We start from the raw sequence: 12,622 nt of genomic DNA, 5'->3' as shown, positions 1-12,622 counted from the left end.
GCCGGTGCGGGCCGCATCCGCCCCTCGGCACGACCCGGCCAGGGGTGGCGTGGCACGGGCGGTGGTGCTCGTCGCGCTCGCCACCCTGCTGCCGGCCGCCGGCTGCGCCGACGCCCCGACCCCGCAGGCGACCCGCCCCGCGACCGCGGCCCCGACGGACACCGCGCTCGGCACCCTCGACGTGGTGTACCTGACCATGATGGTGGCCCACACCGAGCAGACGATGGAGATCGTCCGGCTGGGGCGCGACCGGGTGACCGACCCCGAGCTGCGCACCCTGGTCGCCGCCATCGAGGTGACCGAGGCCGACGAGCTGGCCACCATGCGCGCCTGGCTGCGCGACGCCGGGCCGGCCGCCACCGCCGGGCGGCACGACCACAGCGGTCACCTCGCCGCCCCCGCGGACCTCGCCCGCCTGCGCGAGGCCCCGGCCGGCCAGGCGGACGCCGTCCTGCGGCGGTTGCTCGGCAGCCACCAGCAGGAGGCCGCCGACCTGGCCCGGGCGCACCGGGAAACCGCGACCAGCCCACGGGTGCGCGAGCTGGCCGGGCGGGTCGAGCAGTCCCGTACCGCCGAGGTGCGGCTCCTGACGGGGCCGGCCGGCCGGTAGCCACGCCACCCACACGACCGAGGTCACGCGGTCGTCGATCGACTCCATGTCGCCGGAACGGCGGTATGAGCGGGACCGGGACACCGCCACCTCGCCGACACGGAGTCGATCAGCCGGCCCGGGCGGCCGACACGGTCTCGCCGGTGCCCGGTGGGTCAGGCCTCGGTGCGCGGTTCCAGCCGGATCGACAGCGAGTTGACGCAGTGCCGGGTGTCCTTCGGGGTGAAGTGCTCACCGTGGAAGACGTGCCCGAGGTGGCTGTCGCAGCGCGCGCAGCGGATCTCGGTACGGCTCATGCCCAGGGTGCGGTCCTCGATCTCCTTGACCCGGCCGGGGATGGCGTCGTCGAAGCTCGGCCAGCCGCAGTGCGAGTCGAACTTGGTGTCACTGGAGAAGAGTTCCAGGCCACAGGCCCGGCAGTGGTAGACGCCGGGGGTCTTGGTGTCGACGTACTCGCCCGTCCACGGTGGCTCGGTGCCGGCCTCGCGCAGCACCCGGAACTCCTGCGGGCTCAACCGGACCCGCCACTCTTCCTCGGTGCGGGGCAGCTCGTTCTTGTCAAGACTCACCCGTCAACGGTACGTCGGATGTCGGGGGCGTCGCATATGGTCGCGGAATGGGCGGCTCCTCGAAGGCTACGGTGACCGAGATCGAGGTCGCCGGGCACACCGTCCGGCTGAGCAGTCCCGACCGGTTGATCTTCCCCGGCCGCGGCTTCACCAAGGCGGACGTCTTCCACTACTACCTGGCGGTCGGCGACGGGATCATGCGCGCCCTGCGGGACCGCCCCACCACGCTCCAGCGCTTCCCCGAGGGCATCGAGGGGGAGATGTTCTTCCAGAAGCGCGTGCCGACCCGGGGCGTCCCGCCGTGGGTGCGCACGGCGAAGATCAGCTTCCCCAGTGGCCGCAGCGCCGACGAGCTCTGCCCGGCCGACCTCGCCCACGTGGCCTGGGCCGCCCAGATGGGCACCATCGTCTTCCACCCGTGGCCGGTGCGGGCCGCCGACGTCGACCGCCCCGACGAGCTGCGCGTCGACCTCGACCCGCAGCCCGGCACCGACTTCGCCGACGCGGCGACCGCGGCCGGCGAGGTGCGGGCGCTCCTGGCCGAGCTGGGTGCGACCGGCTGGCCGAAGACCTCGGGCGGCCGGGGCGTGCACGTCTACCTGCGCATCGAGCCCCGCTGGACGTTCACCGAGGTGCGCCGGGCCACCATCGCGCTCGCCCGCGAGCTGGAGCGCCGCCGCGCCGACCTGGTCACCACCGCCTGGTGGAAGGAGGAGCGGGGCCGGCGGGTGTTCGTCGACTACAACCAGATGGCCCGGGACCGCACCATCGCCTGCGCCTACTCGCTGCGCGCCAACGCCCGCGCCACCGTCTCCACCCCGGTCACCTGGGACGAGCTGCCCGACGTCGAGCCGGACGACTTCGACCTGCGCAGCGTGCCCACCCGGCTCGCCGAGCGGGGCGACCCGCACGCCGGCATCGACGACGCGCCGTTCGACATCACCCCGCTGCTGGAATGGGCCGAGCGCGACGCGTCCGCCGGCCAGGGCGACATGCCGTACCCGCCGGACCACCCGAAGATGCCGGGGGAGCCGAAGCGCGTGCAGCCCTCCAAGGACCGGGACCGGACCAGGTAAAACACCGCCCCAAGGGGCGGAAGCCCGAGGATTTCGCACGACGCTATCGCTGATGCGATGGCCGCTGTTGAGGCGGCCAACGGTCGCCCGACGGTTATCTGGTGCGGTCCGGCCGTGGGTGGCAGCTGCGGGTAGCCGGGGGCCCGTGAACGGGCCCCCGGCTACGGCTGGACTCAGGAGACGTCGGGAAGCTCGAACGTGGCGAACAGGTCCCCGTCAGGGTCTAGCAGTACCTCAGTGAGCACAGACTCCGGGGGAACCTGGGCGATCAGCTCCGCCAGGGCGGCGGCGGTAACGGGCGGCTCAACGGTGCTAACCCACACTCCGGGGGAGTCCCTAACAACCCTCAAGAACCATGATCCTTCCTGCGTGCCGAACGGTCCCGCGCTACCGGCGGCTGGCCCTCTTCACCAGGAGCCGGACCAAACCGCCGATGAGCACGGCTGACAACACGACGCACACGGCTATGTGCCACAGCTTGACGGCAACCATGGCGCGGACCGTACACCTACCCGGCGACGTTCAGGACTTGGCGGAGCCTCCGGGGAGTGATCCCGAGAGCGGCGGCAACCCGCTCACGGTTGGCCCCGGGTTCCGCAAGCATCGCCACGGCCAGGCGGCGGGTGTCCGCCACCGGGCGACGGACCTTCCGGGGCCGCTCAGGTTCCGGGGCTACGGAGCCGCTGGGGCCATCCGTAGAGCCTTCGGCGGATGTCGGCAGGGGCGGCAACCTCCGGGCCCTCAGGGGCCGTTTTCCGTTGCCGGGTAACAACTTCCGCCGGAACAACGGCGGCACCCTTCCCGCAACGGGCCAACACCTCAACCGTGAGCAGCAGGGCCACGGCAGGCCACGCGGAAACTACCCGGGCCACCGGGTCAGGGTCGGCAACTATGACGTTGGCGACCAGGGAAGCGGCTACGCCGACCAGGAAGGCCAACCAGTCGGACCAGCGGGACCGCCTACCGTCCCCGGGGGCCAGGGTGGCAACCAGGATCATTCCGTCTACGACAGCGGCAGAACGGTTGCCAGGAAAGGGGTCTGGCCCGCCTCAAGGCCAGGGTCGGCATGTGGTCGTAGCTGCCGACAGCGGCAACCACGGTGGCGGCAACGGTGCCAGCAATGGACGCGATACGGCGGGCGTTCATCGGGGCCTTACTGCGCCCGCCGCCGGGCCGTCCAGGCCAGGAACCGGTCGAATAGGTCCGCCGGGGACGGGGCCGGGTTCGGGCTGAGTTTGATCAGGTCGGCGGTGGCGTCGAAGAGGCAGCCCGCCATGTAGATGGAGAGCGCCACTGGGTCCCGGCGGTACTCCATGCCGAGCAGTAGCCGCGCAGGCGGGCACGGCCAGGCGGCGGCGCACACCCGGCACAGCCAGAGCGGCCGCATCGGCACGTGCGGGCGCACCGCCCGCCGCTGACGGTCCGGTACGGCGGAGGTGTGCGGCATGGTCATGCACCCATGCTGACCGGTCTTGTTGTCTACGTCAACAATCAGCGTAGTTGTCGCCGTGTGGCGACTGCGGCGCTGTCATCGTCAACGTGTGGAGCTTGTCGGCGTGTCGGAGATTCGCGAGATGCTCGGTGGCGTCTCCCGGCAGCGCGCGTCGGTGATCGCCAATCAACGGAACTTCCCGGAGCCGATCGCCGTCCTGGCCATGGGCAAGGTGTGGCGGAAGTCCGACGTCGAAAAGTGGATCAAGCAGCACCGGCCGGACTCGCTGGCCGACTGAGCGTCCGCTGTATGGAGCTGGTGGGAGCGCACGAGATCCGCGTGATGCTGGGCAACATCAGTAAGCAGCGCGTTTACGTGATCACCAGTCACCGCAACTTCCCCGAGCCGGTCGCTGATCTGATGCAGGGCAAGGTGTGGCGGAAGTCCGACGTCGAAAAGTGGATCAAGCAGCACCGGCCGGACCTGGCCACCGACTGAGCGCGCCGATTCCTGTCCGCGCAGGTCGACGTCCGGCACACTGGCCGGCATGACCTCCACCTCGGGCGTGGTCCGGCGACTGGTCGGCGTTTACCACGCCGACGGCGGGCTGCGCGGCGAACTGACGTACCTGGTCGGCAAGGTCCGGGGGACCACCTCGTGTCCGCTCTGTGACGTCACCCACCACGGCCTCGGTCGCAAGCGGGAGTGGCGGGAACTCGTGCCCGAGCTGGGCGTGCCGGTGGACCTGGTGCACCTCAACGAGCGCAGCCCGGCGGTCCGGGCGGCCAGCGAGGGGCGTACCCCCTGCGTGCTGGCGGTGACCGACGGCGGCCCGGTGGTGCTGCTCGGCCCGGACGAGCTGGCCGCCCTCAACGGCAGCGTCGCCCGCTTCGCCGAGGCGCTGCGCGCGGCCGCCACGCTGGCCGGCCTGCACTGGGACGGCGTCGGATAACGATCATGTAAAGGGCGCGAACCTTTTCCGGCCCGTACCCGCTCTACCTGGTCACCGGCCCAGCGAGGGCCCCGGGGGAGGCGTACGGATGAAGCTGGTGTGGAGGCGGGCCTACGAGGCGCGGGGCCTGCTCGCGGCGGCGACGGTCGCGGCGTTGGTCGCCGTCGCGCTGGTCACCGGGTTGTCCGACTACAACCAGCGGGCGATCGACGCCGGGCAGCGGGCGATGCTGGCGGCGGCGCCCGCCGCCGAGCGCAGCCTGCTGATCAGCGGGTCCGGTGGCCGGGACGCGGCCGAGGCCGCCGGCCGGGACCGGGCCGTCCGGGACAGCTTCGCCGGCGGGCTGGGCGGGGCGACGGTCGTCGTGTCCGGCGCCCGCCACGGCACCGGCCGGGAGCTGACCGGCGACCTCGGCGCCGCCCGCACCGATGACGACCCGGTCTTCGCCGACCTGGCCACCCTCGACGACCTCGCCGGCCGCGCCGAGCTGGTCGGTGGAGCCTGGCCCGTCGCCGGGGCGAACCCGACCCAGGTCACCGTCCCCGAACGGGTCGCCGGCGCGCTGCGGCTCACCCCCGGCACCCAGGTGCCGATGACCGACCGCAGCTCCGGACGCGCGGCCGACGTGGTGGTGTCCGGGATCTTCCGCCCCCGCGACCTGGCCGCGCCGTACTGGCAGCTCGCGCCGGGGGTGAGCGGCACCGGTGACGACGGCGACTCGTACGGCCCGTTCGCCCTCGACCCGGCCGACTTCGCCCGCACCTTCCCCGGCTCCACCTCGGTCTCCTGGGTGGTCGAGCCGGACCTGCGCAGCGTCGCGTCGAGCCGGCTGCCCGAGGTGCAGCAGGCGGTCGCCACCGCCGCCGTCGAGGTGCCGGAGAAAGCCGGTCTCGGCTCGTCCGCGCAGAGTGTCACCGGCCTGGACCGGCTGATCGACCGGCTCGGCCGGGCCGACCTGGTGGGCCGCTCGGCGCTGCTCACCCCACTACTGCTGATCGTGGTGCTCGGCGGCTACGCGCTGGTGCTGGTCGCCGCGCTGCTCAACGAGGACCGCCGGGCGCAGACGGCCCTGCTGCGCGCCCGCGGAGCCGGCCGGGGACAGCTCGCCAATCTCGCCGTACGGGAGGCGACGCTGGTGGTGCTGCCGGCCGCGCTGCTCGCGCCGCCGCTGGCCGGCGCGGCGCTGCGCGGGATCAGCGGCGGCGAGGGCCCGGCCGGCCTCCGACTGGACGACGGCGGTGCCGGGGCGGTCTGGGCGATCGCCCTCGCCGCGGCGGTGGGCTGCCTGCTCGCCATGGTGCTGCCGGCGCTGCGCCGCGCCGGCAGCTACGTCGCCGACATGGCCGCCCGGTCCCGCCCCACCCGGGCCGCCACCGTGCAGCGGGCCGGGGTGGACCTGGCGCTGGTGCTGCTCGCCCTGCTCGCCTGGGCGCAGCTGCGCCAGTACTCCTCGCCGCTGGCCGGCGCGGGCGGCCGGCTCGGCATCGACCCGCTGCTCGCCGTCGCCCCCACCCTCGGCGTGCTGGCCGGGGCGGTGCTCGCCCTGCGGCTGCTGCCCCCGGCCACCCGGGTCGCGGAACGGTTCGTCGACCGGCGGCCGTGGACGGCGACCATGTTCGGCATGTGGCAGGCGGGCCGCCGCCCGCACGCCGGGCCGGTGCTGTTGCTCGCGCTCGCCGTCGGCGGCAGCACCCTGGCCTGGTCGCTGGTCAGCACCTGGGAGCGGTCGCACACCGACCAGGCCGACCACGGCGTCGGCGCCGACCTGCGGGTCACGGAGCGCGGCGGTGCCGCGCCCGTGGACCGGGCCGCCCACCTGGCCGGCGTGCCGGGGGTGCGGCAGGTGCTGCCGGCCTGGCGGGACGAGGTGCGGCTGGGCCGCGACAGCCTGCCGACCACCGTGCTCGCCCTGGACGCGACCGCCGCGCCGGACGTGGCCCGGATCGCCGACCGGCTCGCCGACCGGCCGCCCGGCGAGTTGCTCGCCCGGCTGGCGCGCGACCGCGACGCCCCGGCCGGCGTCCCGCTGCCCGCCGACGCCCGGCAGCTCAGCGGCACCGTCCGCACCCCGGTACGCCAGCCGGTGACCGCCCAACGGATCGAGGCGTCGGTGCTGCTCGCCCGGGCCGACGGGCTGGCTCTGGCGCTGCCGCTGGCCACCACCGACTCCCTCGTCGACCGCCCGGTGCCGTTCGCCGTCGACCTGCCCCCTGGCGCCTGGCGGGTGGCCGGCTTTCAGGCCGACGCCGGTGACGCGGCGGCCCCCGGCTACGGGCTGCGGATCGACGGGCTGCGGGTGACCGACGCGGCCGGCACTTCCCGGCCGGTCGTGCTGGACGGCGATTGGTCCATGGTGGACGCGGTCCTGGACACGCCGGTGCCGACGACGGCCGTCACCGCGGGCGGGGTGAACGCCGACTACCGGATCACGTTGACGGAGGGCGGCCGCTTCGCCCGGCAGCCGACGGTCCGCTTCGCCGTCGTACCGGTGGGAGAGAGCCGGCCGGTGCCGGCGCTGGTCACCCCGCAGGTGCTGGCGGCCCTGAACGTCCGGCTCGGCGATGTCGTCCCGCTGCCACTGTCCGGGGCGTCCGTGCCGGTGCGGGTGGTCGGCGAACTGGACGCGGTGCCGGGCGTGGCCGACGGCGGGGGCATGCTGATCGACCTGCCCGCCGCCGCGGACTGGCTGATCCGGCAGCGCGCCGCCGTCCGGCCGGTGCCGGAGTGGTGGGTACGGACCGACGATGGTGGGCACGCCGCTGCGGCGGCGGCGATCCGGGACCTGCCGGCCGTGACGGTCCTCGACCGGCGGGCCGTGGCCGAGGAGGCCGGCCGGGACCCGTACTGGCGGGGCGCGCGGACCGGGCTGCTCGCCGCAGCCCTCGGGTCGGTGCTGCTCGCCCTGGTCGGCCTCGCCGTGGACGTGTGGGCCACCGCCCGGCACCGGCTCGCCGAGTTCGCCGTCCTGCACACCCTCGGCGCCGGGCCGCCCCTGCTGGCCCGCGCGATGCTGGCCGAACAGACCTTCCTGGCCGGCATCGGGGTCGCCGTCGGCCTGCTGGTGGGCGCGGGGGTGGGCGCCACCATGGCACCACTGGTGATCCTCACCCCGAGCGCCGGCCGACCGGTGCCGGAGGCGGCCTTCAGCCTGCCGTGGACGCCGATCGGGCTCACCGGGCTCGGGCTGCTGCTGGCCGCCCTCACGTGCAGCGCCGTCCTGACCACCGGCATCCGGCAACGTGTCGCGGCGGTCCAGCTGCGGATCGGGGGAGAACGATGAGCGTCCTGGCCGTGCTGCGCCGGGTGCGCGCGTACGGGGGGCACTTCCTGCTCCTCGCGGTGCTGGCGCTGGTCACCGCGCTGCTGGTCACCGGCATGCCCCGGATCGCCGACCGGCTGTCCGGCCAAGGGCTGCGCGAACAGTTCGCCGACCTGCCGGGACCCCGGCGCGACATGCTCTACACCCGGCCGGCGCAGCCGCGGCCCGGCCAGCCCGGGGTGGCCGCCGACCATCGGGCCGGCCTGGACTCCCTGCTGGCGGGGATGCCCGCACCGGTGCGCGAGGTGGTCGGCGAGCGCTGGTACACCGCCGAGACCGAGTTCGGCCGGCTCAAAGGGGCGGAGCTGACCCCCGACGAGGGGCTGATCGACCTGAGCCTGCGCACCATGACCGGACTGTCGGAGTCGGCCACCCTGGTCGACGGCCGCTGGCCGGGCGAGGGGGCGGACCGGGCCGCGCCGGTGGAGACCGCGCTCGCCGAACCGGTCGCCCGGCAGCTCGGCCTGCGCGCCGGCAGCCGGCTGCACCTGGCGCTGCTCGCCCCAGACGGCCGGGAGTACGCCGCCACCACCGTCGCGGTGGTCGGGCTGTTCCGACCGGTCGACGCCGGCGGCGGTGCGTGGGACGCGCTCCCCTCGGCGCTGCGGCTCACCCCACCGGTCGGTGACGGCGAGCCCTTCCAACTGGTGGGGCTGACCGACGACGCCGGCTTCGACGACCGGGCGGCGGCCGGCTGGGCGGTCGGCTTCGGCTGGCGGTACCGGATCGACGCCGAGCGGCTCACCCCGGGTCGGCTCGACGCGGTGGTCGACGGCGTCGCCCAGCTCGATCGCGAGCGCCCCGCCGGGCTGCTGCTCGCCCAGGGCGTCGACATCCCGCTGCGGCAGTACGCGGACTCGCTCGCCGCCGCCCGTACGCTGCTGACCGTCATCGCCGCCGGGGTGCTCGCCACCCTTGCCGGCCTCACCGTGCTCGCCGCCCGGCTGGCCGTGCGCCGCCGCCGCGACGAGTACCTGCTGCTGCGCGCCCGGGGCGGCTCGACCACCACCGTGGTCCGACGGGGCCTGGCCGAGTCGCTGCTGGTGGTGCCGGTCGCCGCGGTGGCGGGGTGGCTGCTCGGTGGCCTGCTCCCCGCTGACCCGCTGGGCGCCGGCACACCCGACGCGGCGAGCCGGCTGACCGTGGCGGCGGCGGTGCTGGCCACGCTGGCGCTGCCGGTGGCGGTGCTGACCGGCCAGCGGGACGGCGGCGGCCGGTCAGATCTGCTGCGCGCCCGCAGCGGCGCGGGCCGGCTCACCGTCGAGGTGACCGTGGTCGGCCTGGCCGCGCTCGCCGCGTTCCTGCTGCGTAGGCGGGGTCTCGTCCTCGGCGGCGAGGTGGACCCGCTGCTGGTGTCGGTGCCGGTGCTGCTCGCAGGCGCCGCCGCGCTGCTGGCGCTGCGGGCGTACCCGTGGCCGTTGCGGCTGTTCAGCCGGTTGGCCGCGCGGGCGCGCGGCGCGGTCGCCTTCCTCGGCACCGCCCGCGCCGGCCGGGCCGGGGTGGCCGCGCCGCTGGTGGTGGTCGTGCTGGCGGTCGCCACGGCGGCCTTCTGCGGGGTGGTCGCCGTCGGCATCGAGGACGGGCGGGACCGGGCGGTCACCCGGACGGTGCCGGCCGACGCGCTGGTCAGCGGCGACCGGTTCGCCCCGGACACGGCGACCGAGCTGGCCGGGCTGCCCGGCATCCGGGCGGTCACCCCCGTGCTGGCCACTCCCGGGCAGCGGCTCTACGCCGACTCCGACGGCCGCCCCGGCGGGGCCGGCGAGGCGTACGTGCTGCTGGTGGAGCCCGCCGGTTTCGCGGAGGTGGCCCGGCGCTCCGGGCTCGACCTGGTGGTGCCCGCCGCGCTGCGGGCCGGCGGGGACGTCGCGACGGCGCTGCCCGCGCTGGTGTCGCCGGACTTCGCCGCCGCCCTCGCCGACGCGCAGCTCGCCGACGGCGCGGGGCGCCGGCCCGGCTGGGTGGACGTGCAGGGCAACCGGTTGCCGTTCCGGGTCGCCGGCACGGCGGCGGAGTTCCCGCTGATCCCGGGCGGGACCGGACGATTCCTGGTGCTGCCCTGGCCGGGGCAGCCCGCCAACGCCCCGCATCCGCTCGCGCCGACCGGGTTCCTGCTCGCCGCGGGGGACGCCACGGTCGACCCGGCGGCGCTGGCGCGGGTCGCCGAGGAGGGACAGACCCGCTACCAGACCAGCGGCGCGGTGACCGGCGGGAAGCGACCGCTGCCCCCGCAGGTGACGACCTGGGCGGCCGAGCGGGAGCGGCTGGGCGGCAGCGGGGTCAACGGGCTGCTCGTCTTCGGCTTCGCCACCGGCGCGGCCGGCGGCGGCCTGCTGGGGCTGCTCGCGCTGGCGTTCGCGGTGCTCGCGGGTGCCCGCGGCCGGGCGCAGGTGCTGTCCCGGCTGCGCACGATGGGGCTGTCCCGCCAACAATGGCGGGGCCTGCTGCTGGTGGAACTCGCCCCGCTGGTGGTGGTCTCGGTGCTGACCGGCGCCGTGGTGGGCGCCCTGCTGCCGGTGCTGCTGAACCCGGTGCTGGGGTTGTCCACGTTCACCGGCGGGGCGCCGGTGACGGTGCGTTTCGAACCCGGCCTGGTGGCCGGGGTGCTCGGGCTGGCCCTGCTGGCGCTGGCCTTCGCCGTCGCGGTCGAGGCCGTGAACAACCGTCGGATGCGCCTCGGCGAGGTGCTCCGGCTCGGAGAGGAGAGCTGAGATGACGGCTACCGCCGAGACGTCCGCCGTACCGGATCTGGCCGCGTTGCAGCGGCGGGCCGCGCAGCGTGCGGCCGAGCGGGCCGGCGGGCAGGACCGCCTGCGCGGGCACATCGTCTGCGACGGCCTGGTCCGCATCTTCAAGACCGAGGGGGTGGAGGTGGTCGCCCTGCAGGGGCTCGACCTGGTCATCGACCGGGGTGAGCTGGTGGCGATCGTCGGCGCGTCCGGCTCCGGGAAGTCGACGCTGCTCAACATCCTGTCCGGGCTGGACACCCCGACCGCCGGGATCGCCCGGGTCGCCGACTACGACCTGCTCGCCCTCTCCCACCGGCGACGGTTGAGCTACCGGCGGGACGTGGTCGGCTTCGTCTGGCAGCAGACCGGCCGGAACCTGCTGCCGTACCTGACCGCGCGGGAGAACGTCGAGCTGCCGATGAAGCTGGCCGGCCGGGCCGGCGGCGGGCGGGCCCGGCGGCGGCGGGCCGAGGAGCTGCTGGACCTGGTCGGGGTGGGCTACTGCGCCGACCGGCGTCCCAGCCAGCTCAGCGGCGGTGAACAGCAGCGCTGCGCGGTGGCGGTGGCGGTGGCGAACGACCCGGAGGTGCTCTTCGCCGACGAGCCGACCGGTGAACTCGACGAGGCCACCGGTGCGGAGGTCTTCGCGGCGCTGCGCACCATCAACGCCGAGCTGGGCGTGACGATCGTGGTGGTCACCCACGACCAGGCCGTGGCCACCCAGGTCCGCCGGACCGTCGCGATCCGCGACGGCCGGACCTCTTCCGAGGTACGCCGGACGGCGCGGATCGGCGCCGACGGCAGCACCGAGCTGGTCAGCGAGGAGTACGCCGTGCTCGACCGGGCCGGCCGGATGCAGCTGCCGGCGTCCTTCGTCGACGCGTTGGCGCTGCGCGACCGGGTCCGCCTCAACCTCGAACCGGACCACGTCGAGGTCCGCCCCGGCGACCGCACGCCGGAACCGAATGGGAGTGACGCATGAGCGAGCAGGTTTCCGCCGGCCCGGCCGGTGCCGCGGCCGTCGTCGACGAGGTGGTCCGGGTGGAGGGGGTGAGCCGCACCTTCGGCCGGGGTGAGCACGCCGTGCACGCGGTGCGCGACGTCTCCTTCTCGGCCGGCCGGGGTGAGCTGGTGGCCGTCCGGGGCCGCTCGGGCGCCGGCAAGACCACCCTGCTGAACCTGGTCGGCGGGCTGGACCGGCCGGACAGTGGCCGGGTGCGGGTGGCCGGGCACGACGTGACCGCCGCCGGTGAGGCCGAGCTGCTGCGGTTGCGCCGGGGCACGGTGGGCTTCGTGTTCCAGACCTTCGGGCTGGTGCCGATCCTCTCCGCCGCGGAGAACGTCGGCGTGCCGCTGCGGCTGGCCCGGGTGCCCGCGGCGGAACGGGAGGAGCGGGTGGCCGTACTGCTGGAGCTGGTCGGGCTGGGTGGGCACGCGGCGCAGCGGCCGTACGAGCTCTCCGGCGGGCAGCAGCAGCGGGTGGCGGTGGCCCGGGCGCTGGCCAACGAGCCGGCCCTGCTGATCGCCGACGAGCCGACGGGCCAGCTCGACTCGGAGACCGGGCGCTCCATCATGGACCTGCTGCGCGCGGTGGTGCACGCCCGGGGCATGACGGCCCTGGTCGCCACGCACGACCCGGCCCTCATCGAGCTGGCCGACCGCACCCTGACCCTGCGCGACGGCCACCTGGTCGACGCCTGACCCCCACCCCGTCCGCCCTCGCCTCGGCTTCGCCTCGATGGTCAGGACGTTTGCGTCGCCGTGAGGGCGGCGGGTTCTGCCGCACATTTCTTGATCACCGAGGTGAAGAGCGGGGTGGGGGCCGTCAGAGGGGTATGCAGCCGCTGGCAGGTCAATGTGCTCTGGCGTTTTGATGTCGAGTCTCAGGACCTGCGTGACAGATCAGTCTCGGGACGTGGGTGACACGTCCGGCTA

General features: G+C 75.0%; 11 protein-coding genes. 9 read left to right on the top strand and 2 right to left on the bottom strand.

Translation table 11 applies throughout. The features are described 5' to 3' along the window. Positions 1-49: 49 nt before the first annotated feature. Complete coding sequence (locus V6U89_RS23610; RefSeq protein ID WP_334573535.1) at positions 50-610, top strand: DUF305 domain-containing protein; 561 nt, start codon at positions 50-52, stop codon at positions 608-610. Between the two features lie 155 nt (positions 611-765). On the opposite strand, the gene msrB is transcribed toward V6U89_RS23610, so the two are convergent. Beyond that, positions 766-1,179, bottom strand: coding sequence for a peptide-methionine (R)-S-oxide reductase MsrB (gene msrB, locus V6U89_RS23605; RefSeq protein WP_334573534.1), 414 nt, complete (start codon positions 1,177-1,179; stop codon positions 766-768). 47 nt (positions 1,180-1,226) lie between these two features. Between msrB and ligD the strand changes: the two genes are divergently transcribed. After that, the gene (gene ligD / locus V6U89_RS23600; protein WP_334573533.1) at positions 1,227-2,255 is read left to right on the top strand and encodes a non-homologous end-joining DNA ligase; all 1,029 of its coding nucleotides are present in this window, start codon (positions 1,227-1,229) and stop codon (positions 2,253-2,255) included. 1,153 nt (positions 2,256-3,408) lie between these two features. Here ligD and V6U89_RS23595 read toward each other — a convergent pair. Then, positions 3,409-3,708, bottom strand: coding sequence for a hypothetical protein (locus tag V6U89_RS23595; RefSeq protein ID WP_334573531.1), 300 nt, complete (start codon positions 3,706-3,708; stop codon positions 3,409-3,411). Positions 3,709-3,811: 103 nt separating this feature from the next. Between V6U89_RS23595 and V6U89_RS23590 the strand changes: the two genes are divergently transcribed. From V6U89_RS23590 to V6U89_RS23560, 7 genes are all read left to right on the top strand, one after another. Beyond that, positions 3,812-3,985, top strand: coding sequence for a hypothetical protein (locus V6U89_RS23590; RefSeq protein WP_218897567.1), 174 nt, complete (start codon positions 3,812-3,814; stop codon positions 3,983-3,985). A gap of 11 nt (positions 3,986-3,996) precedes the next feature. Next, entirely contained in the window at positions 3,997-4,185 is a 189-nt protein-coding gene (locus V6U89_RS23585) for a hypothetical protein (protein WP_334454231.1), read from the top strand. Between the two features lie 49 nt (positions 4,186-4,234). After that, on the top strand, positions 4,235-4,639 hold the full coding sequence (locus V6U89_RS23580) for a hypothetical protein (protein WP_334573529.1): 405 nt from the start codon (positions 4,235-4,237) through the stop codon (positions 4,637-4,639). Positions 4,640-4,727: 88 nt separating this feature from the next. After that, entirely contained in the window at positions 4,728-7,919 is a 3,192-nt protein-coding gene (locus tag V6U89_RS23575) for an FtsX-like permease family protein (RefSeq protein ID WP_334573527.1), read from the top strand. Then, on the top strand, positions 7,916-10,669 hold the full coding sequence (locus tag V6U89_RS23570) for an FtsX-like permease family protein (RefSeq protein ID WP_334573525.1): 2,754 nt from the start codon (positions 7,916-7,918) through the stop codon (positions 10,667-10,669). Before V6U89_RS23575 ends, V6U89_RS23570 begins: the two co-directional genes overlap by 4 nt. Before the next feature lies 1 nt (position 10,670). After that, positions 10,671-11,669: an ABC transporter ATP-binding protein gene (locus V6U89_RS23565; protein WP_334573523.1), complete on the top strand. Its 999-nt coding sequence runs from the start codon at positions 10,671-10,673 to the stop codon at positions 11,667-11,669. Next, the gene (locus V6U89_RS23560; protein ID WP_334573521.1) at positions 11,666-12,388 is read left to right on the top strand and encodes an ABC transporter ATP-binding protein; all 723 of its coding nucleotides are present in this window, start codon (positions 11,666-11,668) and stop codon (positions 12,386-12,388) included. The genes V6U89_RS23565 and V6U89_RS23560 overlap by 4 nt, the downstream gene beginning before the upstream one ends. The last annotated feature ends 234 nt before the right edge of the window (positions 12,389-12,622 follow it).

Origin of the sequence: Micromonospora sp. CPCC 206171 (genome assembly GCF_036906755.1) — a bacterium.
Taxonomy (GTDB): domain Bacteria; phylum Actinomycetota; class Actinomycetes; order Mycobacteriales; family Micromonosporaceae; genus Micromonospora; species Micromonospora purpureochromogenes.
Note: the sequence above shows the minus strand (reverse complement) of the source record. Positions and strands in the feature narration are given on the sequence as shown.